This window comes from Clostridium beijerinckii (assembly GCF_036699995.1).
GTDB classification, from domain to species: Bacteria; Bacillota; Clostridia; order Clostridiales; family Clostridiaceae; genus Clostridium; species Clostridium helianthi.
In genome coordinates this window covers 4,431,328-4,454,212 of the sequence record NZ_CP144906.1, presented here as the reverse complement: position 1 = coordinate 4,454,212, position 22,885 = coordinate 4,431,328, and the positions used below count along the sequence as shown (strand labels likewise).

Below are 22,885 nucleotides of genomic sequence, written 5' to 3'. Positions count from 1 at the left end.
AATAAATGGGTAGTTTTAAAAGAAATATTGGAATTAAGCTTATAGGAGGTTTAAGAAGTGTAGATAATGCAGTTTTTGCATCTAAAAAGCTTGATGAGAAATTAAAAGAATTATCAAATATAAATGAACAAGTTACAAAAGGAACAATTGATCAATCAGAAGCTGTGAAGTCAGTAAATTCTCTCACAAGTGAAATGTCTAAATCTATAAATGGAGTTGTGATAAATGCAGAGCAATTAGCGAATGTCGCTCAAAAGTCGCAAAGCTCACTTGAGGAAATAGCTGTATCATCAAAACAGGTTGCAGGTAATAGCGAAAGTGTATCAGGCTCAATTGAAGAAATATCAAATTCAATAGAGGAAATGGGCAGATCAATTAAAGTTGTAGCAGGTAATGCGGAAGAAATGACTGGATCAGCGAAGGAAGTTTCAGAATCAATTCAGGAAATGGTGGCATCAATCCAGCAAGTAGCAGGTAATGGGGAGAGCGCATCAAAATCAGTGGAAGAAATATCTTCCTCAGTAGAGCAAATGGGGAAATCAGTTAAAGGAGTAGCGGGAAATGCAGAAAGTTTAACTTCTTCAGCAAAAGAGGTGACTGCATCAATTCAAGAAGTAGTAGCATCAATTCAGCAAGTGGCAGGAAATAGTGAAAGCACAGCAAGTTCAGTAGAACAAATATCAGCATCTATAGAGGAAATGGGAAAATCAATACAAGGTGTTGCAAAAAATGCAGAGGGGTTGAAGGATACTGCTGAAAATACAGAAGTATCTGTGCAATCAATTGTAGCATCAATTGAACAAGTTGCAAAAAATAGTGAAAGTACAGCAAGCTCAGTGGAGCAGATATCAGCATCTATAGAGCAAATGGGAAAATCAATAAAGGGAGTAGCAGGAAATGCAGAAAGTCTGAAAGGTTCAGCAGAAGAATCTACAATGGCTGTTCAAGAAGTAGTAGCATCAATTCAGCAAGTAGCAGGGAATAGTGAAAGCACGGCAAGCTCAGTAGAACAAATATCATCATCAATAGAACAAATGGGAAAGTCAATAAAGGGAGTAGCAGGGAATGCAGAAAGTCTAAAGGGTTCAGCAGAAGAAGCTACAGCCGCAGTCCAAGAAATGGTTGTTTCAATAGAGCAGGTAGCAGGAAATAGTGAAAGTACAGCAAAATCAGTAGAAGAAATATCAGTTTCAATAGAACAAATGGGAAAATCAATAAAGGGAGTAGCAGGAAATGCAGAAAGTTTAAAAGGTTCAGCAGAAGAAGCTACAGCCGCAGTCCAAGAAATGGTTGTTTCAATAGAGCAGGTAGCAGGAAATAGTGAAAGTACAGCAAGTTCAGTAGAAGAAATATCATCATCAATTGAAGAAATAGGAGCTTCAATAAAAGGAGTAGCAGGTAATGCTGAAAATTTAAAAGGATCTACAGAAGAATCATCAGTTGCAGTTCAAGAGATGGTAGCATCAATCCAGCAAGTAGCAGGAAATAGTGAAAGTACAGCAAGTTCAGTAGAAGAAATATCATCATCAATTGAAGAAATGGGTGTATCAATAAAAGGAGTAGCTACTAATACAGAAAGTTTAAAAGTTTCAACAGATGAATCAGCAGCGGCTATACAAGAAATGGTAGCATCAATACAACAAGTAGCAGGAAATAGTGAGAGTACAGCAAGCTCAGTTGAACAAATATCGTCATCAGTAGAACAAATGGGTAAATCAGTTAGGGGAGTAGCAGGAAATGCTGAAAGTTTAAGAGGCTCTGCAAATGAAGCGGCGGCTGCGGTACAAGAGGTAGTAGTATCTATTCAGCAAGTAGCAGGAAATAGTGAGAGTACTACAAGATCAGTGGAAGAAATATCTGCATCTATAGAAGAAATGGGCAAATCTATTCAAGGAGTAGCTGGTAATGCTGAAGAACTGCAAAGAACTTCAAATGAAACTTATAAGACGGTTGAGGACATGGCGGCTTCAATAAGCCAAGTGGCGCAAAATGCTCAAAACGTAAATTCATTAAGTGACGTAGTAAAATCAGATGTTAAGGATGGACAAACAGCTGTAGCTAATACATTAGTGGCTATAGGTGAAATATCTGAGGTTATTCACAAGGCAGAAAGTGTAATAACTAACTTAGGAAAGAGTTCTGATAAAATTGGAAGCATCATAGATGTAATAGATGATATAGCAGATCAAACAAATTTACTTGCTTTAAATGCGGCAATTGAAGCTGCAAGAGCGGGAGAACACGGAAAAGGATTTGCAGTAGTAGCTGATGAAGTGAGAAAACTAGCTGAGAGAACGGCTACAGCTACAAAGGAAATATCTGAACTTATAAAAGGAATCCAAGGAGAAACTACCAATGCAATTAAGGCAATAGAAGTTGGCACTGAGAAAGTTGAATATGGATCGAGATTAAGCAATGAAGTCGGGACTGTAATAGAAAAAATAGTTGGTGGAATTGAAAATGTTACTAATGAAATCAAAGAAATAACTCTGGCAACTGACAGTCAAAATAAAGGAAGTAGAGAAATACTAGAATCTATGAGAAGCGTTACTAATCAAGCATCTATGGTTACACAAGCTACAAAGGAACAAGCCATAAGTGTAGAAAATGTAATAAAGGGTGTAGCAAATGCAAGAGAACAAGTGTTGCAAATTAATATAGCAATGAATGAGCAATCCAAACAAGGACAAAATATTGTTGGAGCTGTAGAAAATGTAACAAATCAAGCAGATGAAGTTGCAATGGCAGTAAAAGAACAAGTTATTGGCATAGATGAAATAATAAAAGGTGTTGAAAATTCAAGAGAACAAGTAAGACAAATAACAGTAGCAGTGAAAGAACAAGCAATTCAAGGTGGAAATATTAGTAAGGCTATAAATAACGTTGTTAATCAAACAAATGAGGTTGTAATAGCAGTGAAGGAACAAGCAGCTGGCGTAGAGGAAGTAATAAAAGGTGTTGTGAATGCTAAGGAACAAGTAAGGCAAATAACAGTAGCAGTAAAAGAACAGGCAAAACAAGGGCAAAATATAGCCTTGTCTATAGAAAATGTAGTTAATCAAACTAATGAAGTTGCAGTAGCAGTAAAAGAGCAAGCGGCAGGAATTGATGAAGTAATAAAAGGTGTAACAAATTCAAGGGAGCAAGTAAGACAAATAACAGTAGCAGTAAAAGAACAAGCAAAACAAGGACAAGATATTATTGAATCTGTAGAAAATGTAACAAATCAAGCAGCACAGGTGACTACAGCAGTAAAAGAACAAGCAAATGGGGTAGAGGAAGTAATAAAAGGTGTTGCAAATGCAAGAGAGCAAGTTAGACAAGTAACTGTGGCAGTAAAAGAACAGGCAAAACAAGGTAGAGATATTGTAGCAGCGGTAGAAAATGTAACAAATCAAGCAGCTCAAATATCTGCAGTGACTAATGAGCAAACAATAGGTGTAGAAGAAATAGTTAAGGGAATAGTAAATTCAAGAGAGCAAGTTAGACAAATAACCGTGGCAGTAAAAGAACAAGCAAAACAAGGTCAAAATATTGTTGCGTCTGTAGAAAATGTAACAAGCCAAGCAGCACAGGTGACTAGGGCAGTAAAAGAACAGGCAAATGGAGTAGATGAAGTTATTAAAGGTGTAGTAAATGCAAGAGAACAAGTTAAGCAGATAACTGATGCCATGATAGCACAAACAATACAAGGAAAATCAATGACTAAGCTAGTAGGAGAGGTTACAAGCCAAACTGCAGAGGTAACACAAGCTATGAAAGAGCAAGCAGCTGGGGTTGGCGAAATAGTAAAAGGTATAGAAAATGCAAGAGAACAAGTAAGACAAATAACAGTGGCAGTGAAAGAACAAGCAAAACAAGGGAAAGACATTGTAGTTTCTGTAGAAAATGTAGCAGAACAGTCGGAGCAAGTAACAAGAGCAGTGAAAGAACAAGCTATAGGAGTTGAAGAAGTAGTTAAGGGAATAACTAATTCTAGAGAACAGGTAAGACAAATAGCTGTAGCAGTAAAAGAGCAGGCAAAGCAAGGAGAGAATATTGTAAATTCAGCAGAAAATGTTACAAGAGTAGCACAACAAGTTACTGAGACATCTAAAGATCAGGCATCAGGAGTAGAAAATATTATAAAAGGTGTAAGACGTTCTAGGGAAGATATGAAGCAGATAACTTGGGCTATGAAGGAACAAACAAAATCTACTGATAGAATCACAGATAATTTTAAGAATGTTACGGAACAGGCAAGTGAAGTAACAATGGCTACTAAGGTACAAGCAAGAGAAGTTGAAGAGTTGAGAAAACATATTGAAGATATAAATAATGTAGTTAATTTAAATGTAAAAGATGTTCAAAAAACTTCAAGTATTACTAGAGAACTTTCTGAGTATACATTAGAAATAAAAAAATCATTAGAGGAGTTAGTTGAATAATTAGATAATAAATTCTATATGAGTATATAAGTTGCTAAGGGAAAATTATATTAAGGTTAATTATTAGAATTTAGTAATTCTAAATTCTAAGATCCTTAGAGCAACTTATATATCAAAGGAATAAATTGTGGTTTTAAATATAAGGAGGAAATTTTAAATTATGAGTATTATGGCATTAGAACAATTGGCGAGTTATATATATGAATTCTGTGGCATTGACTACTCCAAAAATCTTCCTTCACTTGAAAGTAAGATAACCTATAGAATTAAAGAGCTTAGACTGAATATTTGGGAATATTGTGGATACGTTAAAATAGAAGAAAAAGAAAGAGATACATTAATTGAACTAATAACAGTAAATGAAACTTATTTCTTTAGAGAAGAAAATCTATTAAGAGAATTGCAAACTAATATTTTCCCCAAATTTGAAGACTATTCAAAGGAGAAAACTTTTAGAATTTGGTGTGCGGCATGTTCAAGTGGGGAAGAACCCTATACATTAGCAATGCTAATAAAAGAAACAATGCTTTTTGAAAAAAGTTCTGTTGAAATAATAGCTTCGGATATTAATAAAAAAGTATTAGATAAAGCTGAAAAGGGAGTATACAGTAGTAAATCTTTATCATTTAGGAAGATGCCTTATGGAATGTTAGATAAATATTTTGATAAAATTGAAGATGACTATAAGATTAAGGATGAGATAAGAAAACTTGTAAAGTTTAAGAATTTAAATATGTTTGATAAAAATATCGAACAAGAAGTTGGAAGAGTTGATATAATACTCTGCAGAAATGTTTTAATATATTTTGATACAGAATTTATTAAAAAAGCTGCTCTTTCGTTTTACAATATTCTTAATGAAACAGGATATTTATTTTTAGGTCATGCAGAAACAATTACCAATGTTAATCCAGGTTTTGATACTATTTATACTCCATCAATTTTTTATTATAAGAAGGGAGAGAAAGCATAATGAAACAATATGGTGTTTTAGTTGTAGATGATTCCTCCTTTATGAGGAGATGTATAAGTCTCATTATAGAAAAAGATTCTCAATTTTTTATAATAGGAATTGCGAGAAATGGATTGGACGCAATAGAAAAGATACAAAGATTGAAACCTGATATAGTAACAATGGATGTAGAGATGCCGGAAATGGATGGAATAAGTGCCCTAAAAGAAATTACGAAAACTTGCCCTGTACCAGTTGTGATGCTGAGCAACCATACGGAAGATGGTACTAGAACAGCATTAAAAGCTTTAGATTTAGGAGCAATTGACATCTTTTTAAAAAGTTCTTTGGTTGGCGAAGAAGCAAAAGAGGAAACAATAAATGATTTTCTTGGTAAACTAAAAGTAATTGCAGATAGTAGCAAGAGACAAAAAAACAAAGAAGATAATAATGCAGACTTAGAACATATTAAGTGTGATGAGCAGCAGATTAATTGCGATGAAAAACGCATGAAAAGGGAACTGCTTATTATTGGGTGTTCAACAGGTGGACCATCTGCACTTCAATCAATATTACCAAGATTTCCAAAAGATTTATGCAGGCCTGTTATTGTAATACAACATATGCCTCCAGGATTTACTGGACCGTTAGCTGAAAGATTTGATACTATATGTAATCTACATGTTAAAGAAGTAGAGAATGGAGATATGCTTGAGCGAGGAAAAATATATATAGCACCAGCAGGGTTCCAAACACTATTAGAAAGAAATGAGGATAATAGCATAGTTTTCAAAGTTGAGAATATGAAAAATGTGGACAGCCTATATAAGCCATCAATTAATGTAACTTTAAGTTCGGCAGCGCCTATTTTTAAAGATAAGCTAGTCTCTGTAATTTTAACAGGAATGGGTAATGACGGGTTAGCAGGCTGCCAGAATGTAAAAGATAATAATGGATATGTTATAGTTGAGGCAGAAGAATCTTGTATAGTTTATGGCATGCCTAAGGTAGTGTTTGAGGCAGGTCTTGCAGATAGTCAGGTAGCACTAAGTGACATGTTTGAGACAATAATGTTGAATTTATAAATTTGGTTTAGATACATGAAAATAAATATCAAGTCCAACGTTGCCATGAATATTTCTCATCAAGTACGAAGGGAAATTGACTTTATAGCGTGTATATTAGGTCAAATTACCGCCGAAGTATAATGGAAAATAGGCTGGTAAATGGACTTGTTATTTTTTGAATGTGAGTTACTTATTAATGAAGTAACTTATAGCTTAATATAGAATTAAAGCAAATTTAAATGTTAATAAGCTAGTAATATATATGGCTAGCTTGCTAATATTTAAATTTATTGCTTTTAGACTTGTATATTAAAATAGGTAATTGATATAATGATTTATCAGAAGGAAAGAGTTAGTTTATGATGAATTATCATGTAAAGAACTAATATATTTAAAGTCATTTTTAGAACGGAAGGATAAAGTATTATGGAGATTATTTTTACAATAGTTGGACAAGTAAGTATCATGTACATATTAATGGCAATTGGCTTTATAGTCTATCGTAAAAAATTAATTAATGAAGATGGAGCCAAACAAATATCTAATCTTTTAGTTTGGGTTATTAATCCGATGATTATGTTAACACGCTATCAAATGGAATTTTCTATAGATAAGTTAAAGGAGTTAGGAATTTCTTTTTCTATTTCTCTATGTGCAATGTTAATAGGCTTTTTTGTGGGAAAAGTTGTCTTTAAGAAAGATCAGAGAATAGATAAATTTGCGATCGGATTTGCAAATGCAGGATTTATTGGAATTCCACTAGTTACTAGCATAATGGGGATAGAAAAGGTGTTTTTTTTATCAGCATACCTAGTTTGTTTTAATATACTGAGTTACACTTATGGAATATATACAGTATCAAATAATAAAAGTTTAATTACCTTAAAAAGTGTTTTATTTAATCCAGGAATAATAGCTGTGGCATTTGGATTGCTTATTTTTATTTCGCCAGTAAAGCTGCCAAAGCTTTTTTATGATGCGTTTAACCTTGTTGGACAAACCAATACACCTATTGCTATGATTTTACTTGGTACGTATATTGCTAAGTCAAAACTAATTACATTATTTAATGATAAACATGCTTACTTTGTAGCATTTATAAAACTTATCGTTATTCCAGCTATAATAATGATAATATTTAAATTTTTACCACCATATTTAATAGAAATAAAAAAAGTTGTATTAATAGCTATGGCTACGCCAGTAGGGCTTACGGTACCAATGTTTTCCCAAATGTATGGAGGAGATTATGAGTATGGAGCTAAATTGGTTGGCTTAAGCACATTGCTATCACTGATTACTATACCAATAATTTTGTATCTGGCAAATGTTATTTGGTAAGTGGAAATCTAATTAAGAATATTAGATTATAGGCCGCTCTTTGATTAATTATAAAGCTATGTGCTATAAAGAATTTTAATAAGAAAACTGGAAGAAAATGGCTATAAGCCTTTATGTTTATAGCTATTTTCTTTTAATATTCTTTAAAAATGCAGCAATTAAGCCAGGTGATACGGAAATAAAGATTATAAGCAATATAACAAGTTCGAAATTATTTGAAACTAAAGGTATATTTCCAAAAAGATAGCCACCAATTATAAATAAAACTACCCAAGGTATGCCTCCAAGCATGTTATATGATATAAAGCTTATAAACTTAACATTTGCTGTTCCGGCAAGAAATGGAATAAAGGTACGTATTATTGGAATAAATTTAGCAATAATTATTGTTTTTCCACCATGAACGTTATAAAAATTCTGTGCTCTAGTTATATGTTTTTTATTAAAAATTATAGAATTATTACTTTTGAAAATTTTAATGCCGAACTTTTTTCCAATGTAATAATTCACACATTCACCAATTATGTTTGCAATAGTTAATAATAACGTTACTTTCAAAATATCTAATAGTCCTTTTGAAGCTAATGTTCCAGCAACGAATAATAATGATTCCTCAGGGAGAAATGGTGCCATAAAAAGACCAGTTTCACAAAATACAATGGTAAATAGAAATAGGTAAGTGTAATCATTATAATTTATTACGAAATTCGTGAGAAAAGTGTCAATGGATAACGAAAGATTTAAACAATACAAAAACATTGAAAACTCCTTTATATTTACTTTATTAATTTAATTAAATAAAAAGCGTATATAATTGGTATAAAAATAGAATTATAATTTATATTGTCATTATATAGTATTATACAATATAATATAAACTATATAATACAACATGTCCATATGCTAGTATTCATATTATTTTGAAAAATAATTAATATAGATAATATATTTCATAAAAAACATATTTGGAGGAAACATGAAGTACAAAAAATACCATATTCTTTCTATTACTTTATTAATGGTCGTTTTAATAATGCAAGAAATATTTGATTTACTAAGTTCTATAAATAACGATAGTAGTTCAAAAACTAATCATGTATACATAATCAATTTTGTTTTATTGATGATTTCTTTTTTGTTCATTATAAAGGGGTTGCTTCAACGGCTTAGATGGGCATTGATAGTTAATATAATAATTTTATCGCCGCTGGTAGTAACAAATATTCTGGAAGATACATACTTTGAATTCGACATATTTTTACTAAGCTATATATTATTATCTTTAATAATCCAGCGCAAATGGTTTAAAGCAAAATCTTACTTCATAAGATTGAAAATAGGGATTGGACTAGCCTGTTTTTTGTTTGCTGTCAATATTATATTAAATGTGATTTTTATAAGTAGATTTAATGATATAAATATGCTTATAAATTTATGTTTATTTCTGATAATTATAAAGTTAACATTAAAGCCAAAGAACCTAAGAATAGAGCATACATATGAGGATAAATTAAAGGTTCAAGATTTATTAAGGAAATTTTCAACAAATCCTGTGTCAGCAATAATTTTGGAAGATGATAAGCAATATTTTTTCCCTAGATTCTGTGAAGGTGTTATCGGATATACTGTAATTAATAATATAGCAATTGTGGCTGGGGAACCGATATGTAGTGATAAAGAAATTGAGAATATTTTATTAGAATTCAAGAATTTTTGTTCAGATAATTCATTGTCAATTTGTTTTTGTCAAGTTTCTAAAAAGTGCATAAAGGTTCTGAAGAATTTTGGTTTTATTGTGCAAGAATATGGGAAAGAAGCTATTATCTACTTAGATACATATACAATAAGTGGTTCTAAAACTGCAAAAATCAGATGGGCAAATAATAAAATGGACAAACTAGGCGTTAAAACAACAGAATATAAGCCGCTCGTTGAACGAAATCATAAAATTGAGGAACAAATAATGGGTATTTCTCATGAATGGTTAACAATGAAAAAAAGTGGAGAACTTTCATTTATGCTAGGAACTGTATCCCTGGATAAACCATTTGATAGAAGGTATTTTATAGCGTCAAATAAAGAAGGGGATATATTAGGTTTTGTAGTATGTTTTCCCTATGGCTCAAACAAGGGGTATTTTGTTGATATAACAAGAAGGAGTAAGGATGCTCCACTTGGAATTATGGAAAAGTTAACCATAGATATTTGTAAAATTTTAAAAGAAGATGAGGTTAAAGAAGTTAGTTTGGGATTAGCGCCTCTTGCAGATATTCAGGGTAATAGTAGTGTAGAGGGAGTAATTATACATAAGATTTTTAAATTTATGTATAATTATATGAATTCCTTTTATGGATTTAAAGCATTATATGACTATAAGAAGAAATATAATCCATCGGCTTGGGAGTCAAAATTTATAGCATTTTCATCTGAAGCATCTATTATATCAATAGGGTATGCTATGATAAAGGCTAAACATCCACAGGGGGTAAGAAAACTTCTATTTGACAGGTTGTTGACATTTATTAAATAAGTAGTATTAGGTATTTTTATAATTAATAACTATATTAAATAGTTATTAATTATAGTCATTCGTATAGTAGTGCTGTTCAGATTTATATATGAATGTGGTTTAGATGAATCAAACACTATGGAATCACCAGGTGTTAGGATATAAGTTATGTTATCCACATTTAAAGTTAGTTCACCATCATAAACTATTATATATTCTTGAGTTTTTTCACCATGGGAATTGGATTCATATGTGCTATTGCCATCTAGTTCTACAGTAAAAAGCTCAAAATTTCTATTTGAATTGCTTGCAAAATAGCAATAAACTCTATATTTATTATCAGGAGATTCTTGGTGCTTAGAATCTTCTTTTTTTATTAAAATATCATTTTTTATTGGCTCATCAATAAGGGATGTATATGGAACCCTAAGTCCACCAGCAATCTTCCATATTGTATTAATAGTTGGATTAGATTCTCCACGTTCGATTTGTCCTAGCATTACTTTACTGACGCCACAAATATCAGAAAGTTTGCTTAAGCTTAATTGCCTCTCGTTTCTTAATCTTTTTAAATTCCCAGCAATAATATTATTTAAATTCATATTTTCACTCCTTGACAAATATAAAGTACAAATGTAAGATATAGCATAATATAAAGTATAACGTACAATGTATATAATATATATTACGTTTTTATACAAAAAGTATCAAGGGGGCATTTTATGGAATTGGGGAAAATACCAAATGATTCTTTAGAAATAAAGAATAAAAACAACTCGTATTATTTTATTCAGGGAGTGAAAGACTGTATTCCAACTATATTTGGGTACATAAGTTTAGGGCTTGCATGTGGAATTTTGAGTAAATCTTGTGGATTGACAGTTTGGGAAGCAATGGGGATGAGTGCTTTTATATATGGAGGATCATCGCAATTTATAGCTTCGAGTATGATTTTATCATCCTCACCAATACCTAGTATAATATTTACTATTTTCTTTGTTAACTTTAGACATTTGTTTATGAGTGCGTCAGTAGCTCCATATTTCAAAGAAAATTCAGTCTTAAAAAACTTTTTTATAGGGCTGCTTTTAACAGATGAAACTTTTGTAGTTGCATCGGCAGAGGGGTTGAGGAATAAGAAAATTAATAATTTATGGATTACAGGTTTAAACATTACTGCATATATAAATTGGATTTTTGCAACAGGAATTGGAGTTATTATTGGCGGATTTATTCCAGATTATAAGGCTTTAGGGCTAGATTTTGCATTAACTGCCATGTTTATAGGTTTGCTAATTTTATCTGTAAAAGGAAATATAAAGATAAGAAAAGCTTTGATAATTATTATTGTATCTGCAATAGTTTTACTAATAAGCACAATATATGTATCTACTAGTATTAGTGTTATTATATCAGCAATTGCTGGTGCTTTAATTGGGGTGGTGATTAAAGAATGAATTCTTATGTATGGAGTGTTATCATAGGTGGTTGTATTGTAACTATGTTACCGAGAGTTCTACCAATAACTATATTATCGAAGATGAAATTAAATAAGAAAGTGGAAGAGTTTTTGACATATATACCTATATCTATACTAGCTTCATTAATAGTAGCAGAACTTTTAATTACCGATAATAAATTTTTAGTTCAAGGAAAATCTCCAGAATTTCTTGCTACAATACCAACAATACTGATTGCTCTTAAGAAAAATAATTTATTATTAACAGTATTAACAGGAGTTATTTCAATAGCAATTTTAAGATTAATATTTTAATTCGTAAAAACTTGAATTGACTTGATGATAATCTAAGCGTATTATTTTCTATAAATAAATTATAGAGCAATAATGGATTTTATTATATGGTGAAGGAACAAATATAATGATGTATAGAATTAAAATAACAGAGAGAAATAAGATTTGTTTAAAGAATAGTGTATTATTTTCTATTCTGATCAGTATTTTGGCGCAAATATATATTTATCCATTTAATAGCAGGTTTGTTTTGGGAGTTGGAGTCATTGTAATTGGACTTATATTTTCTATATCGGAAAATATATATCCTGTTTTAATTGGAATAATCACAGGAACTATAACTGCCTCTATTCGTAGCATTGGATTATTAATGTCATCTTCTAGCTATTCAAATGATATTATAATGCAGTTTATGCCGGCAGCTATTTTTTATATTATTTATGGTATTTTAGGAACTATATTTCCACTAACTAGGAGAAATAAGTCTATAATACATTTATACTTGTCATTAGTAAGTTTTGATATAATATGCAACACAGCAGAAATACTTGTTAGAAATATGTTTTCTATATCAACCATAAAAGTTATTATAATAACAGCACTTGTTAGAGCATTTATACAATGTTCAGCTTTTCTAATATATAAATATCAAAAATTATATATTAAGACACTAGAGCATCAAAAACGTTATGCTGAATTAAATTTAATGGTGTCAAAGATATATGCGGAGGCTTTTTATTTACAAAAATCAACAAATGATTTAAATACTATAATGAGGGAAGCTTACAATTTGTATGAAATGAATAAGGATAAAGAAGAATTTTCAGTTAAGGCGTTATCACTTTCACAAAATGCTCATGAAATTCGTAAAAATAATGACCGAGTTCTTAGAGGGATCAATCAATTAGTACAAAATGTTGAGAAGGTAGAATACATGTCTATGTCAGAAATTTTCTGTATAATATCTGATAATACAAAAAGACAAATAGATAATGTGAATTCTAATATATTTATAAAATTCAAGCTAGAAGAAGATTATTCGGTAAAAAGATATTATGATATATTTGCTATTCTAAATAATTTAATTATTAACGCAATTGAGGCATGCAGTGGCGATAATATGATAAATGTGATTGGGGAGATTTCGCAAAAAGAATTACTACTTGATGTTTCAGATAATGGGACAGGTATTGATAAAGATGTACTTCCGTATATATTTAATATAGGATTTTCAACAAAATTCAATGAGGAGACAGGGGCAATGTCTACGGGGATTGGGTTATGTCATGTAAAAAATCTCTTAGAGAATTTGGGAGGAAGTATAGAAGTTGAAAGTGATATTGATAGGGGCACTAAGTTTTTAGTGAAAATACCGTTATCTAGTATATAAATTATTTTCATAATAAGGGGGCTATTTATGGAAACAACTTTTGTTATTATTGATGATGATATAGCAGTATGTAAAATATTGGAGCAAGCAATTAAAAAAAATAACTTCGGAAAAGTATTATCCATTTTAACGACAGGTAGAGATGCTAAAGATCAAATAATGAAATTAAAACCTGATATCGTATTAATTGATTTACTGCTACCAGAAGTAGATGGAATTGAAATTGTGAAAAGGACATTTAGCAGTGGATATACTGGTAAGATTATAATGTTATCTCAGGTTGAAGAAGGAAAAATGATTTCAAATGCTTATAAAAGCGGAATACTTTTCTATATTAACAAGCCAATTAATATGATTGAAACAATTAGCATTATTAATAATGCTAAAAAACAGATTGAATTAGAAAAATCTATATCAATGATTAAAAGTGTAGTTTTTGAGGGCAATACCGAGAAAGATAAAAAAGTTGAGAATGAAGCGGAAATTTATTCTCAAGAAGAAAAGCTATTGCGTATATTTTCTGATATTAACATTATTGGCACTGCAGGAATAGAAGAATTAAAACTTGTAATACTGAATATCATTAATAAAAAGAAAATGAATCCATCTAAACCTTATCAGCTAAAAGAGATTTATATGGATGTGGCACGAGCTCTATATGGAGATTCATTAGCAGCTATTAATTGCAGATCTATGGAGCAACGCATAAGAAGAACTATTATGAAGGCTATGGATTCAATAGCTAGTTTGGGAAGTGAAGATAGCGATAATAGCATATATAAGGAATATTCAGCATCACTTTTTGAGATAAAGCAGGTTAAACAGGAAATCAAGCATTTAAAAAATCCAATATACGGTCAAGGAAAAATAAATACAAAAAAATTCATTGAGGGTATATTAATAAAAATTCTAGGTTAACACATATATAAACTACAGAAAACTACAGAAAACACAGTATGTTAAAAGTCATTGACTAGTGAAATGGAAAAATATATAATTTAATCAAGATTTAAAAAAGCAATGGAGCTTTGGTATATATGCCAGGGCTCCTTTTTGTATTTCAAAATTTACAGAGTCGAAATTACTATTGAAATAGAGATATTAAATAAACAGAATCATCGAAAAAAATTAATAAAGCAAAAGTTGATTAATTTCTATTGAATTAATATTGTGTCAAAATAGGGGGAGAATAAATGATTAAATTAGAGAATATAGTCAAGAACTTTGGAGATATTCATGTTTTGAAAAATGTGAATTTAAATATAAATGAAGGTGAAAAGCTTGTTGTAATAGGGCCAAGTGGATCAGGAAAATCTACTTTAATTAGATGTATGAATTATCTTGAGGAACCGACCTCGGGGAAAGTAATAATAGACGAATATGATTTAAGTCTGAAAAAAGATTTAGCTAAAGTTAGACAATCTACTGCAATGGTTTTTCAACAGTTTAACTTATACCCACATATGACAGTGCTTGAGAATCTTATTTTAGCACCAATAAAACTCCAAAAGGTAAGTAAAAAAGAAGCAGAGGAATCTGGATTGAAGTATTTAGAAAAAGTGGGGTTAAAGGAGAAAGCTGATGCTTACCCAAATCAATTATCAGGAGGACAACAGCAAAGGGTAGCGATAGCAAGAGCACTTAATATGCATCCTAAAATAATGTTATTTGACGAACCAACATCGGCGTTAGACCCTGAAATGATACAAGAGGTATTGGACGTACTAATAGGATTATCTAAGGAAAATATAACAATGGTTGTCGTAACTCATGAAATGGGTTTTGCAAAGCAAGTTGCAGATAGAATTGTATTCATGGATGGAGGACAGATTATTGAAGAGGCTCATCCGGAAGAATTTTTTTCAAATCCTAAGAATGATAGGGCCAAAGCGTTCTTAAATAAAATAATAAGATAAGAAACATAATTCACAGTGTACAACGCATAATTAATGAAAAACTTCTACGAAGTTTTAAAATTTAAATAGGGGGATAAATATATGAAATTGAGAAAATTATTTTTAGCGTTAGGATTAGGTGCATGTATGATGATGGCTGGATGCAGCTCATCAACACCAACAAATACAGGAGGAAATACTGCGGAAGCAAAAGAAATACAAGCAATAAAAGATAGAGGCGTATTAAAGGTTGGAGTAAAAGTTGATGTACCTAAATATGGTTACAAAAATCCACAGACAGGTGAAATGGAAGGTTTAGAAATTGATTTATCGAAAGCAATAGCGAAAAAAATATTAGGAGATGAAAGTAAGGTTGAATTTCAAGGGGTTACAGCTAAAACAAGAGGGCCACTTCTTGATAATGGAGAAATAGATATGGTTGCTGCTACATTTACCATAACGGATGAAAGAAAAAAGAGTTATAATTTTTCAGATCCATATATAAAGGATGGAGTTGGATTACTTGTTAAGAAGAGCCTTGGTGCATCTTCACTTAAAGACTTAGATGGAAAGACTATTGGAGTTGCTCAAAGTGCTACAACTAAAACTGCACTTCAAAAAGAAGCGGAAAAGGAAGGAATTACTCTTAAATTCTCTGAGCTTGGTGGATATCCTGAACTTAAAGCAGCATTGGATTCAGGTAGAATAGATTGTTTTGCAGTTGATGCATCTATTTTAAATGGTTATGTTGATGATTCGACAGTAATATTAAATGATAGATATGATCCTCAAGAATATGGTATTGCAACTAAAAAAGATAATACTGAACTCGCTAAGGAAGTAAATGAAGTTATAAATGACATGAAGAGTTCAGGTGAAATAGGTAAATTAATTGCAAAGTGGGATATTAAATAATGAACGGACCTTTTGCAATATTTAAGTGGGAAGCACTTTTTAAAGATTTTAATATATTTCTTGAGGGATTCTTAACAACACTTGAAGTATCAATACTAGGGCTTATACTTGCCTTAATGCTTGGAATTATTTTTGGAGTACTTTCTACAAGCAAAATAAAAATTTTTAAGGTAATAAATAGAATATATGTAGAGGTGATTCAGAATACACCTCTTGTAATTCAAGTATTCTTTCTATTTAATGGATTACCATATATAAAGGTGGTATTACCGGTGTTTTTAATTGGAATACTTGGAGTCGGTGTATACCATGGAGCATATATATCAGAAGTTGTGAGAACCGGTATAACATCAATACCAAAAGGACAATTTGAGGCTGCAAAATCTCAAGGATTTTCTCATACTCAAACTATGAGGTATATAATATTGCCTCAAACTGTAAAGATTATAATACCACCACTTGCGAATCAACTGGTAAACCTAATAAAGAATACTTCAGTATTAGCTATGATTGCAGGCGGAGATCTAATGTATACAGCTGACTCTTGGTCAAGTGCCAATATGTACTATGGACCAGCGTATGTTATAACTGGAGCATTATATTTTATAATGTGTTATCCATTAGCAATGATTTCAAGAAAGCTTGAACTTAGAGAGAAAAAGAAAGCATTAGTTGATATTGAAGATTCTATAACAGAACAATCCGTTGCAACAGAGGGAGGGCTATAATAATGTCAAGTGTATTTAATCAAGCAAATATGATGTTTCTTTTACAAGGAATGAAATTAACCCTAATTATAGCCATTATATCAATTGTATTGAGTATGTTTTTTGGAATAATTCTTGCCATATCAAGAAATTTCTCTAAGGGAATTGTGGGGAGAATTGCAACAATATATATAGAGACATTTAGAAATACACCTAATTTACTATGGATATTATCTATTAGATTTTTGGTTCCAATAAAACCTATGTATTCAGGAATCTTATCTTTTACTTTATTTACTTCGGCGGTTATGGCAGAAATATTTAGAGGAGGAATGAATTCTGTAAGTAGAGGTCAATATGAGGCAGCATATTCTCAAGGCTTTACGAAGTTCCAAACATTACGATATATAATACTACCTCAAAGCTTTAGGCGCTGCATTCCAACAGTTCTATCCCAATCAATTACTGTAATAAAAGATACATCTTTTCTATGGGCTGTTGGTATAGAAGAATTTACAGGCAAAGGTATGATTCTTATGGGAAGTTTTGTTTCATCATCTCAGATATTTTTATTGTTTGGAGCTATAGCTGCAACATATTTCATAATAAATTTTACAATATCGTGTTGCGTTAGAACAATTAAAACAGAGTACTAGGTATAACCTAATTAATAGATTTGCAGATGTCCAACTTTAAATCTAGATTTATGATTTCTAGTGAAGATATGAACTTGAAACTTTAGAAAATTTGTAAGTACTTTTGCTGATAAGCTTAAATTGAATAGAGATATAATTTTAGAGAATAATTTAAATTAGCCATTTAAATTATTCTCTTCTATTATTTGTATGAAAATAATGAAAAGTATACTAAATAAATGAATACTTAGTATACATTTTTGTTATTAGGAATTTTATGCTAGAATTAGAAATAACTAAAATAAGATTTGATAATAAATTAAAGGTGTTTTACAGATTATATTTAATTAACGATGAAGCAATAATTTTAAGGAGGATGTATATGCCTAAAATCATGATAATAGAAGATAATGAGAATATAAAAAAAGAGCTTGTAGAGTTTTTAAAAAGATATGGTTATGAAGCTTATGCACCAGCTAATTTTGAAAATATAGTAAAAGTAGCACTAAAGGATGAACCGGATTTAATTCTGTTAGATATAAATCTTCCATATTATGATGGTTATTATATCTGTAAGGAAATAAGGAAAGAAAAGAATATACCTATAATAATAGTAACCAGCAGAGATAGCGAGATGGATGAGATTATGAGTATGAACCTTGGGGCGGATGATTTTATAACAAAGCCATATAATACGCAAATACTTCTTGCAAGGATAACTGCCGTATTAAGAAGAACTCTTGGGAATAATTCAATTTCTGAGATAGTTGAACACAAAGGTTTAAAGCTAAATGTCTCTAATGGAAGCGTGATATTTGGAGATGAAAAGATTGATCTTACTAAAAATGAATTTAGGATACTACTTTGTCTTATGAAAAATAAAGAGTGCATAGTTAGTAGAGAAGATTTAATGGATTATTTATGGAATTCGGATCTTTATATTGATGATAATACTTTATCAGTAAATGTTACTAGGCTAAGAAAAAAGCTTCAAGAAATTGGATTTAAGGATGGAATAGAAACTAAGAGAGGAATTGGTTATATATTACTATGAATATAAAGGAATATTCTATTTCAAAGTTGCCATACATAATAATTAATCTAATAATATACTCTTTATTTACAGCTATAATGAGCATAGCTAAAACACCAGTTGTAATACTATTTGTAGTTTTTATTATTTGGTTTTTACCACTATCAATCTATATAATCATTGAGTTTATAACGAAAAAAAAATTCTATGACGATATTGTAGGAATTAGTGGCAAATTAGATAAAAAGTATTTATTACCTGAGGTAATAAAAAGTCCAAATTATTATGAAGGAAAAGTTATTTATGAAGTATTAAGCGATAGTAATAGGGATATGCATGAGCAGGTTAACTTCTATAAAAATCTTCAAAAAGAATATAGAGAGTACATAGAAACCTGGGTTCATGAGGTAAAAACACCAATATCATCTGCAAGATTAATTGTAGAAAACAGCAATATTAATGAAAAGAAATCATTAGAAGATGAGCTTAAGAAAATTGAAGAATATATAAATCAGGCTCTTTATTACTCGAGAAGTACAGATGTTAAGAATGATTATATTGTTAAAGAATTTGAAATAAAGAACATAATTCAGGAGGTTATTAGAAACAACAGGCGTGATTTTATTAGCAAAAAGATTTCAGTAAGTATTGATAATATTTATGGGGCAGTGGTCACGGATCCAAAGTGGGTAAAGTTTATTATAAATCAAATTATTATTAATTCAATAAAATATAGTAAAGATAAAAATGGAGAAGTGAGAATTTATACAAGCAAAGGTAAAGAGAGTATAATATTAACTATTGAAGATAATGGTATAGGCATTTCGAAAAATGATTTAAATAGAGTCTTTGATAAAGGTTTTACAGGGGAAAATGGAAGAGTATATGGAAAGTCCACAGGGATAGGATTGTATTTATGTAAAAAACTATGTGAAAAGCTAGGACTCGGGATAACTTTAGATTCAATAGCTGGCAAAGGAACTAAAGTTAACATAATATTCCCTATTGGAGGATTTATGAGTTTTAAGTAAGACATATGAAAGAAAATAATGATTCCTAAATGTCATAATTATTTTTCAGTAGGTAAATTGCCAGAGTAGTCTAATATAGGCTTAGCAGAATTTTATGTATTTCTAAATTATATAAGACACAAAGTCTAGGAGATTGGTTCCTAGGCTATTTTTTAATATTGGAAATAAAAATGTTTTATAAATGATATTCATTATTTACAGTTTTTAATTAAATTCAATTAATATTTCAAATTGTTGTTTACATCTTACGAAAATGTAAGCTGACTGAAAGATACTTCAATATGAGAAAAATATCAAAAGATTTAAAATGTAGCCATGAGGTTAAATAAATTTGAAATGAATAGCGATTATAAAAGTTGCTATAAAAATAGGAGGAAGATTATGGAGAACATTTTAAACATTCAAAATGTAGAAAAATATTATGGAAATAAAGATAATGTCACAAAGGCACTTGATAATATAAGTTTTAGAGTAGAAAAAGGTGAATTTGTTGGTATAATGGGGCCTTCAGGAAGTGGAAAGACTACTCTTTTGAATTGCATATCTACAATAGATAAAGTGACTACCGGATCAATTATGATTGATGGAGAAGATATTACAAGGCTTAAAAGTAAGAAACTTGAAAGATTCAGAAGAGATAAATTAGGATTTATTTTTCAGGATTTTAATTTACTAGATACATTAACAGCCTATGAAAATATTGCATTAGCATTGACTATTGCAGGAAAGAAAGGTAAGGAAGTCGATGAATTAGTAAGGAATTCAGCTAAAAACTTAGGAATACTCGAAGTATTAGATAAATATCCTTATCAAATGTCTGGAGGCCAAAAGCAGAGAGTAGCATCAGCAAGGGCAATAGTTAATAATCCAAAACTTATTTTGGCAGATGAACCTACAGGGGCTTTGGATTCTAAGTCAGCTAAATTACTTTTAAATTCTATTGAAACCTTAAATAAAAAATTAGAAGCAACAATTTTGATGGTTACACATGATGCGTTTACGGCAAGTTATGCACATAGGATATTATTCATAAAGGATGGAAATATATTTAATGAATTGGTAAGAGGCGAGGATTCAAGAAAAGATTTCTTTAACAAGATAATAGATATTGTTACACTACTTGGAGGTGATTCAAAAGATGTATTCTAGAATTGCTTTTAATAACGTAAAAAAGAGCTTTAAAGATTATACTATTTATTTTTTAACTTTAACTTTTGCAGTATGCATATTCTATAGTTTTAATTCAATCGATTCTCAGTCAGTAATGGCAGATATGAATTCTGGACAAACGGAATATGTTAAGATAATGGCGCAGCTTATTTCTTATATATCTATTGGAGTTTCTGTTATATTAGGTGGTTTAATAATATATGCCACAAAATTTTTGATTAGTAAAAGAAAAAAAGAATTTGGGGTATACATGATTTTAGGAATGGGAAAAAGAAAAATGTCACGGATATTGCTTTTTGAGACTTTATATATAGGAATAATATCTTTGGTTGCAGGACTTTTACTTGGAATGTTGTTTGCACAAGTTCTTTCTATATTCACAGCTAAGCTTTTTGCGGTACAAATGACCAAATATAGTTTTTCAATTTCAATAAGTGCAATACTTAAGACTATATTATATTTTGGCATAATGTACTTATTAGTTATGATATTTAATGTGATTATAGTTTCAAAATATAAATTAATTGACTTGTTACATGCAGATAGAAAAAATGAAAAGATCAATATTAAAAATCCATATATAGCTCTATTTATATTAATATCTGCACTTATTATTTTAGGTTATGCTTATTATCTTGTTAATTTAGCAGGATTAAATTTTGATGATAGTAGATTTAAATTATCAATAGCATTAGGGATTGTTGGAACAGCATTTTTCTTTTATGGGATCGCATCGGTTACATTCTCTGCACTTAGGAAAAACAAGAATTTATATCTAAATGGTCTAAATGTTTTTAGTGTAAAACAAATTTCGAGTAAATTTAATACTAATTTTATCTCTATGACAATAATTTGTTTAATGTTATTTGTTACTATAGGAACTTTGTCAACTGGATTAGGTGTAAAAAATGCTTCAGAAAGCTCATTAAAAAATCAAACTCCGTTTGATGCATCAGTACAAGTATTTGATAAAAATAATAGTAATAGAATTTCAGTTTTAGATGCACTAAATCAGCTAAATTATAATGTTGATGATAATGCTGACTATGTTGTGATTAGACAATATAAGAGTAATATTAGTTCTAGAGATGTATTAGCTAAATATGCACTATCTAGCGACCAAAAAGAGATGTTAAATTTTAAAGTGTTCGATACTACAGATATGATTAAAATTTCAGAATACAATAAATTAAGAAAATTGAAGGGTGAATCTAGTATAGATTTAAAAGATAATGAGATATTAGTGTGTTCTAATTATGAGCCCTTAAAGGGATTACTAGAAAGCTTTATTAAAAATGAGAATTCACTACAGATAGATAATAAGGAATTTAAAATAAAAGATAAAAAAATTGAAACTGGGGCTATTTCCACATCGCCTTCAAGTGATACTATGTTTACCTTAGTAGTACCAGATGATTTAGTAAATGGAATAGATAAATATGATGAGGTACTAGATTTAAATTTTGTAGGTAATAATAAGGAAGATGCGAAAAAAGAATTAACTACTATATTTAATAATTTTAAGTTCAATGAAAATGAATATAAAAATTTAAACTTTACTCTCTATGGTGGGACAAGAGAAATGGCATATGACGATAGTAGAGGATTATCTGCAATAATATTATTTGTAGCAGTATATATGGGAATTGTATTTCTATTGTCAAGTGCAGCGGTACTTGCGCTTCAACAATTATCTCAATGCAATGATTCTATAGAAAGATATAGATCTTTAAGAAAGATTGGAGCAACAAAGAGCATGATTAATAGAAGTATATTTAAACAAGTTGCTGTATTTTTTATATTACCTCTAGCTCTTTCAATAATTCATTCATATGTTGGAATTACTGTAGTAAATAAATACTTAATGGTATTAGGTTCCAGCAATAAAATACAACCGATTTTAATGACAGCATTAATGATGCTTATCGTTTATGGTGGATACCTGTATGCAACATATGTAGCTTATAAAAATATAGTTGGAAATGAGTATAGATAGAAATAAATGCAGTAATATGTGTTGGTGAAACTAGCAAATAATAAGTATGATATTAATATTGGAA

At 30.2% G+C, this 22,885-nt stretch carries 19 protein-coding genes; 17 read left to right on the top strand and 2 right to left on the bottom strand.

Translation table 11 applies throughout. The annotated features are described in order from the left end of the window. The first annotated feature begins 5 nt into the window (after positions 1–5). From PZA12_RS20490 to PZA12_RS20475, 4 genes are all read left to right on the top strand, one after another. Positions 6–4,427: a methyl-accepting chemotaxis protein gene (locus PZA12_RS20490; protein WP_206490909.1), complete on the top strand. Its 4,422-nt coding sequence runs from the start codon at positions 6–8 to the stop codon at positions 4,425–4,427. A gap of 160 nt (positions 4,428–4,587) precedes the next feature. Beyond that, on the top strand, positions 4,588–5,400 hold the full coding sequence (locus PZA12_RS20485) for a CheR family methyltransferase (protein ID WP_103698807.1): 813 nt from the start codon (positions 4,588–4,590) through the stop codon (positions 5,398–5,400). Continuing rightward, positions 5,400–6,464, top strand: a complete 1,065-nt coding sequence (locus PZA12_RS20480) for a protein-glutamate methylesterase/protein-glutamine glutaminase (RefSeq protein ID WP_103698808.1) — start codon at positions 5,400–5,402, stop codon at positions 6,462–6,464. The genes PZA12_RS20485 and PZA12_RS20480 overlap by 1 nt, the downstream gene beginning before the upstream one ends. A gap of 408 nt (positions 6,465–6,872) precedes the next feature. After that, complete coding sequence (locus PZA12_RS20475; protein ID WP_103698809.1) at positions 6,873–7,787, top strand: AEC family transporter; 915 nt, start codon at positions 6,873–6,875, stop codon at positions 7,785–7,787. A 123-nt stretch (positions 7,788–7,910) separates the two neighbouring features. On the opposite strand, the gene PZA12_RS20470 is transcribed toward PZA12_RS20475, so the two are convergent. After that, positions 7,911–8,546 carry a VTT domain-containing protein gene (locus PZA12_RS20470; RefSeq protein WP_103698810.1) on the bottom strand — a complete coding sequence of 212 codons (636 nt, stop codon included), beginning with the start codon at positions 8,544–8,546 and terminating at the stop codon, positions 7,911–7,913. A gap of 217 nt (positions 8,547–8,763) precedes the next feature. Here PZA12_RS20470 and PZA12_RS20465 point away from each other — a divergent pair, with 217 nt between their 5' ends. Beyond that, positions 8,764–10,317, top strand: coding sequence for a bifunctional lysylphosphatidylglycerol flippase/synthetase MprF (locus PZA12_RS20465; RefSeq protein WP_103698811.1), 1,554 nt, complete (start codon positions 8,764–8,766; stop codon positions 10,315–10,317). A gap of 29 nt (positions 10,318–10,346) precedes the next feature. Here PZA12_RS20465 and PZA12_RS20460 read toward each other — a convergent pair whose 3' ends face one another. After that, complete coding sequence (locus tag PZA12_RS20460) at positions 10,347–10,898, bottom strand: helix-turn-helix domain-containing protein (protein ID WP_077839948.1); 552 nt, start codon at positions 10,896–10,898, stop codon at positions 10,347–10,349. 120 nt (positions 10,899–11,018) lie between these two features. On the opposite strand from PZA12_RS20460, the gene PZA12_RS20455 reads away from it, so the two are divergent. The 12 genes from PZA12_RS20455 to PZA12_RS20400 all read left to right on the top strand — a co-directional run bounded on the left by PZA12_RS20455 (position 11,019) and on the right by PZA12_RS20400 (position 22,821). Further along, entirely contained in the window at positions 11,019–11,753 is a 735-nt protein-coding gene (locus PZA12_RS20455) for an AzlC family ABC transporter permease (protein WP_077839947.1), read from the top strand. Continuing rightward, on the top strand, positions 11,750–12,070 hold the full coding sequence (locus PZA12_RS20450; RefSeq protein WP_077845304.1) for an AzlD domain-containing protein: 321 nt from the start codon (positions 11,750–11,752) through the stop codon (positions 12,068–12,070). The genes PZA12_RS20455 and PZA12_RS20450 overlap by 4 nt, the downstream gene beginning before the upstream one ends. Positions 12,071–12,299: 229 nt before the next feature. Next, positions 12,300–13,439, top strand: a complete 1,140-nt coding sequence (locus tag PZA12_RS20445; protein ID WP_245161371.1) for a sensor histidine kinase — start codon at positions 12,300–12,302, stop codon at positions 13,437–13,439. A 27-nt stretch (positions 13,440–13,466) separates the two neighbouring features. Beyond that, positions 13,467–14,357 carry a response regulator gene (locus PZA12_RS20440; RefSeq protein ID WP_077845306.1) on the top strand — a complete coding sequence of 297 codons (891 nt, stop codon included), beginning with the start codon at positions 13,467–13,469 and terminating at the stop codon, positions 14,355–14,357. 275 nt (positions 14,358–14,632) lie between these two features. Next, positions 14,633–15,355, top strand: a complete 723-nt coding sequence (locus PZA12_RS20435; RefSeq protein ID WP_103698813.1) for an amino acid ABC transporter ATP-binding protein — start codon at positions 14,633–14,635, stop codon at positions 15,353–15,355. Between the two features lie 81 nt (positions 15,356–15,436). Then, positions 15,437–16,249 (top strand): transporter substrate-binding domain-containing protein, encoded by an 813-nt coding sequence (locus PZA12_RS20430; protein ID WP_103698814.1) that lies wholly within the window; start codon positions 15,437–15,439, stop codon positions 16,247–16,249. After that, on the top strand, positions 16,249–16,977 hold the full coding sequence (locus tag PZA12_RS20425) for an amino acid ABC transporter permease (RefSeq protein WP_012060328.1): 729 nt from the start codon (positions 16,249–16,251) through the stop codon (positions 16,975–16,977). The genes PZA12_RS20430 and PZA12_RS20425 overlap by 1 nt, the downstream gene beginning before the upstream one ends. Positions 16,978–16,979: 2 nt before the next feature. Continuing rightward, complete coding sequence (locus tag PZA12_RS20420) at positions 16,980–17,612, top strand: amino acid ABC transporter permease (protein WP_077845309.1); 633 nt, start codon at positions 16,980–16,982, stop codon at positions 17,610–17,612. A gap of 361 nt (positions 17,613–17,973) precedes the next feature. Next, positions 17,974–18,645 (top strand): response regulator transcription factor, encoded by a 672-nt coding sequence (locus PZA12_RS20415; protein WP_103698815.1) that lies wholly within the window; start codon positions 17,974–17,976, stop codon positions 18,643–18,645. After that, complete coding sequence (locus PZA12_RS20410) at positions 18,642–19,655, top strand: sensor histidine kinase (protein WP_103698816.1); 1,014 nt, start codon at positions 18,642–18,644, stop codon at positions 19,653–19,655. The genes PZA12_RS20415 and PZA12_RS20410 overlap by 4 nt, the downstream gene beginning before the upstream one ends. Positions 19,656–20,036: 381 nt before the next feature. Further along, positions 20,037–20,804, top strand: a complete 768-nt coding sequence (locus PZA12_RS20405) for an ABC transporter ATP-binding protein (RefSeq protein ID WP_077845311.1) — start codon at positions 20,037–20,039, stop codon at positions 20,802–20,804. After that, on the top strand, positions 20,794–22,821 hold the full coding sequence (locus PZA12_RS20400) for an ABC transporter permease (RefSeq protein ID WP_078114613.1): 2,028 nt from the start codon (positions 20,794–20,796) through the stop codon (positions 22,819–22,821). Before PZA12_RS20405 ends, PZA12_RS20400 begins: the two co-directional genes overlap by 11 nt. Positions 22,822–22,885 lie beyond the last annotated feature (64 nt).